Source organism: Roseomonas acroporae, assembly GCF_023223525.1.
In the GTDB taxonomy this organism is placed as follows: Bacteria; Pseudomonadota; Alphaproteobacteria; order Acetobacterales; family Acetobacteraceae; genus Roseomonas_E; species Roseomonas_E acroporae.
Map to the genome: position 1 here is coordinate 1 of NZ_JALPRX010000202.1, position 2,722 is coordinate 2,722.

A 2,722-nucleotide genomic window follows, 5' to 3' on the forward strand; every position below is an offset into this window, starting at 1 on the left:
TCGTCCGTGAAGATCGAACTGCCCGCAAGTCACGCCTAGTCGACCTGGTTTGCGCCCAGGAAGAGCGACTGGGACAGCGTCTCGAAGAAGCGCTGGTACGGCGTCGCGTCGGAGATGGCGTCGAGGTTGTACTGCCCCGAGGCGCGCACGAGGGTCCGGTTCGGGCCGGCTGGTCTGATCGTGACGGTCAGGCGCACCACGCTTCCAGAGAACCGAGTGGCGCTCACCGTCCCGAGTTCGTCGTCCGCCCGGTCGACCACGAAGCCGAGGTCCTGCAGCGCGCCGATCACCGCGCGGAACAGGAGGTTGCGGTCGCCCGTGTCGAAGGATCGGGTGGAGATGGCCCGCTGCGCCACCTGGGTGTTCGAGGTCGCGAGGACCTGCTGCCGGCTGTCGATCTGGCAGGCGGCGAGGAGGGGCGCCAGGACGGCGAGGGTGATGGCGCCCCACAGGGATGGATCAGATCTCATGCGCGGTGAGGAAGCTCGATTGGGCGAGATGCTCGAAGAACCTCTGGTAGAGGACCGGATCGTCGAGCGTTTCCGTCCGGCTGACCTGGTTGTCGGTGTTCATGACGACGCGCTGGAAGGTGACACGGGCGGTCGAGGCCCGGCGATCCTGGGTCGGGCGGACGACGACGAGGACGCGGATACGCTGGTCCCGGTCCATGACCATGCGGTGGGTCCGGCTCCCCGCGGCGGCCGCGAGGATCGCTAGGATCACCTGGGCCGCGACTTGGCCGGCCTCGACTGCGTCCCGGTCCTTCGTCCCGGTGACCAGACCGCCTGCGGCCCGGCTCTCCGTGATGGTGAAGCCGAGGTCCTGGAGGACGCCGACGGTGGCCTGCAGGAGGGCCGTATCGTCTTGCGTGTCGAAGCGCCGCGTCTGGAGCGCGCGCTGGGCCACAACCGAGGCGGGGGGCGTCAAGGCGTTGGTGTGGAGTTCCTCTTTCGGCACGCAGGCCGGTAGGAGGGGGAGGAGCGCCGCGGCCCCAGCGCCCGACAGGAGCGATCGGCGGTCCATCCGGGTCAGAAGCTGCTGGAGCGGTAGGAGAAGTCCCGGACCCGGCTCGCCTCGTCGAAGCGAATAATGATCGTCAGGGTCCGCTGGGAGCGTCGCGCCGCGCCGGCGCTCGCTGCGCCCCCGATGAACAGGGCGGTCGCCCCGCCGGTGCTGGAGGAGTAGACGGTCTCGCTCGAAACCCGGTCGTAGACCCAGTTTTCCCGTCGCCGGTCGTCGGTCGTGACCATGTTCGGGGACCCGAGGACACCGACAACGTCGGCGCTCGTCATCCCGACCCGGATCTCGCGCTGGACGGTGCCGACGGTGAGCCGGTCGTTCGCGCCACCGGAGGCACCGACCGCGGTCGCGTGGTCCCCGGCGGCGACACAGCCGGCGAGGAGGAGGGCGGCACCGCAGGCCGCCCCGAGGTGGACCAAGCGGCTCATCGTGCGGGCTCCTGCGCCGTGGGTGTTGCCGGGCGCCGGAAGGACGTGTCCGGGGCGGGCCTGACGGCCTCCGGAACGCCGTCCTCGGGGGCCGCGAAGGCCTCGCGGCCGAGCGTGGCCGCGAGGGGGGCAAAGAAGTTGGCGAGGTAGAAGTTGGGCTCGTCGACTTGGGTCTCGAGCCGCGGCTGCCAGACGACGGCGTTCGCCCGGACGACGCTGCGACCGGGCTCCCGTTGCCGCACGACGGCCGTGAGCCGCACCGTATTCATCTTCGTGGCGGTGACGGTCCCCGCATTCGGCTCGGCTTTGTCGATCCGGTAACCGAGGTCATGCAGGGTGGCGATGACGCCCCGCAGCACGGTGTTCGCCTCGCCGTCGATCATGCGGGACTGCATGGCCCGGAGCTCGACGGCGCTTCGGGTGCTCGCCTGGAACTGGCGCTCGGGCGGCTGCGGCGCGCAGCCCGCGAGCGTCATCGACGCGACGGCCGCGATGACGAGCGGCTTCATGCCCGCTCTCCGCGGGCGGCCATGCCGTTCCGGAGGGTGTTGAAGAACTCGCGGTGCATCTCGGGCTGGTGGAGCTGCTCCACCCGGACCTGGCCTTGGTTCGTACGGACGACACGCTCGAAGGAGGCGCGGAGCTGCGTCTGCGAACTGTTCGGCAGTCGCTGCGAGGAGAGCGTGACGCGGATGATCTGGTCGGTGTCCCAGGTCGGGATGTAGGCCACGAGGAAGGCCGCGGCGACGATGGTCAGAGCGACCTGGGCCGCGATCTGCCCCGCTTCCTCCGCGTCTCGGGCCTTGCTGCCAGCGAGGACACCGACCGCCGGCGCGCTCTCCTCGACGGTGAAGCCGAGGTCCTGAAGCACCTGCGTCGCCTCCGTAAGCAGCTGCCGCTCGTCCGCGGTGTCGAAGCGCTCGATCTGCATGGAGCGGAGTTCAGCGGCGTTCCCGGGCATGGCCCCGACCCGCATCGCGATCTCGTTGGCGTTGACGCACCCCTCCAGGAGCGCCGCCGACACACATAGCCCGACAAGGCTTATACCGAGCCTAATCCCCTTACGCACTCATTCCCCCTCCGGGATATATTGATAGTCGAAACGAGGCTATGCGGACCATCTCTCGTTGTGAAGGCGCATGTTGGACACACGCCGGGAAAAAGGGTCCAAGCGGGGCGGGCTAAGTCAGGGAGGTAGCCGAGAGACTATGCCGCCCGACACCACCTCGGGTCGTGTCCCTAGTGGTGGTGTAGGAGCGCCCGACGCGGCGGCC

5 protein-coding genes are annotated in these 2,722 nt (G+C 69.3%); all 5 read right to left on the minus strand.

Going from position 1 to position 2,722, the window contains the following annotated elements; translation table 11 throughout:
* Positions 1-35: 35 nt before the first annotated feature.
* From M0638_RS27875 to M0638_RS27895, 5 genes are read right to left on the minus strand one after another with little or no spacing between them, the layout of a single operon-like run.
* Positions 36-470 carry a hypothetical protein gene (locus M0638_RS27875; protein ID WP_248670216.1) on the minus strand — a complete coding sequence of 145 codons (435 nt, stop codon included), beginning with the start codon at positions 468-470 and terminating at the stop codon, positions 36-38.
* Positions 460-1,023: a hypothetical protein gene (locus tag M0638_RS27880; RefSeq protein ID WP_248670217.1), complete on the minus strand. Its 564-nt coding sequence runs from the start codon at positions 1,021-1,023 to the stop codon at positions 460-462. Before M0638_RS27880 ends, M0638_RS27875 begins: the two co-directional genes overlap by 11 nt.
* A gap of 5 nt (positions 1,024-1,028) precedes the next feature.
* Complete coding sequence (locus M0638_RS27885) at positions 1,029-1,448, minus strand: outer membrane protein assembly factor BamE (RefSeq protein ID WP_248670218.1); 420 nt, start codon at positions 1,446-1,448, stop codon at positions 1,029-1,031.
* Positions 1,445-1,957: a hypothetical protein gene (locus M0638_RS27890; protein ID WP_248670219.1), complete on the minus strand. Its 513-nt coding sequence runs from the start codon at positions 1,955-1,957 to the stop codon at positions 1,445-1,447. The genes M0638_RS27885 and M0638_RS27890 overlap by 4 nt, the downstream gene beginning before the upstream one ends.
* Positions 1,954-2,379 carry a hypothetical protein gene (locus M0638_RS27895; protein WP_248670220.1) on the minus strand — a complete coding sequence of 142 codons (426 nt, stop codon included), beginning with the start codon at positions 2,377-2,379 and terminating at the stop codon, positions 1,954-1,956. Before M0638_RS27895 ends, M0638_RS27890 begins: the two co-directional genes overlap by 4 nt.
* Positions 2,380-2,722 lie beyond the last annotated feature (343 nt).

Excerpts from the sequence above, each read along its gene's own strand:
- M0638_RS27890 (WP_248670219.1), bottom strand. The coding sequence starts at position 1,957 with ATGAAGCCGCTCGTCATCGCGGCCGTCGCGTCGATGACGCTCGCGGGC.
- M0638_RS27885 (WP_248670218.1), bottom strand. The coding sequence starts at position 1,448 with ATGAGCCGCTTGGTCCACCTCGGGGCGGCCTGCGGTGCCGCCCTCCTC.
- M0638_RS27880 (WP_248670217.1), bottom strand. The coding sequence starts at position 1,023 with ATGGACCGCCGATCGCTCCTGTCGGGCGCTGGGGCCGCGGCGCTCCTC.
- M0638_RS27875 (WP_248670216.1), bottom strand. The coding sequence starts at position 470 with ATGAGATCTGATCCATCCCTGTGGGGCGCCATCACCCTCGCCGTCCTG.
- M0638_RS27895 (WP_248670220.1), bottom strand. The coding sequence starts at position 2,379 with ATGCAGATCGAGCGCTTCGACACCGCGGACGAGCGGCAGCTGCTTACG.